Below are 1,325 nucleotides of genomic sequence, written 5' to 3' on the forward strand. Positions count from 1 at the left end.
AGCAGCACCGTCGCACCACTGTCCTCCAGCATAAAGCGAATCCGTTCGGACGGATAATCCGCATCCAGCGGTACATATGCGCCTCCGGATTTCCACACCGCCAATACGCCGACCAGCATGTCCACCGAGCGTTCGCTCAAAATACCCACAATGGACTCGCGTCCAATGCCCTCATTCCGCAATCTGCGAGCAAGCTGGTTTCCACGCTCGTTCAGCTCGCGGTACGTAAACTGCCGCTCCTCGTATACAACGGCCACGTGATCCGGCACAAGCTGTGCCTGTTCTTCCACATAGGCGTGGAACAACAAATTAGATTCTTTTTCATCACTCCACGCAGCTACGCCTACTGATCCAAAACCATCGATAATTTTCGCTTTTTCCGCAGCAGTCACCAGCTCAAGCTCATCTACCAATGCATCTGGTCTGTGGATCGCTTCTTCAATCATATGCAGCAAATGCTCACGGATTTGCTCTACAGCTGCACGTTCCAACACTCGCGCGTTGTACTCCAAATGGAAATGAATTTCATCACCCGGCACAACCGTAATGTTGAAATCATAGTTCGTTTGCTCTGACATGGAAGCATTGGCAATCGTAAAGCCATTCGCGCCACGGCTACCCATCTGCTCCATGCGCTGTTCCACCGGGTAGTTTTCAAACACCATAATATGATTCACTAGATCCTGTTTCTGCTCGGTCAGGGCCTGAATGTCATACAACGGATAGGTTTCGTAGGCACGGGAAGCCAGTGCCTGCTCCTGGATCTGCTTCATCAGCCCAGCAAATGTCATATCTTTCTCACTGTGAATCCGTACAGGAACCGTATTAATGAACAACCCAATCATTTTGTCTATGCCCGGAATATCGGCTGATCTGCCGGATACGACACTGCCAAATACCACATCCCGGCTGTTGTTATACCGCTGCAGCACAACGCCCCACGCTGCTTGCAGGAGTGTGTTGACCGTCACTTGCTTCTGCTTAACCAGCTTGTTCATCCGCTCCGTCACTTCACGGCCCAGTGTAAACGAAAGCTTGTCCGCTTCATATGCTTTAGCGTGACCGTCCAGCTGTTTGACCTGCGGCAATACCGTCTGCTGCTCAAAGCCCGCAAAATAATCACGCCAGAACCGTTCAGCCTCCGTCTTGTCCTGCCGATCCAGCCATTCAATATATTCGCTGTATGGTGTTACCGGGGCAAGCTCCGGCTTGCGGTCTTCGAGGATAGCAAAGTACGTATTAAATGCTTCCCCTACAACCAGGAACAAGCACCAGCCGTCCATCAAAATATGATGGAAGCTCCATACAAAACGGTACGACTCCTC

The 1,325-nt window shown here is 51.2% G+C and carries 1 protein-coding gene; it reads right to left on the reverse strand.

All coding sequences use genetic code 11. The features are described from left to right. The coding region (locus tag OIU26_RS25790; RefSeq protein WP_264218415.1) for a condensation domain-containing protein at nucleotides 1–1,325 on the reverse strand (1,325 nt) is incomplete at both ends.

The sequence above is a fragment of the Paenibacillus sp. BT-177 genome (genome assembly GCF_025846815.2).
GTDB classification, from domain to species: domain Bacteria; phylum Bacillota; class Bacilli; order Paenibacillales; family Paenibacillaceae; genus Paenibacillus; species Paenibacillus polymyxa_C.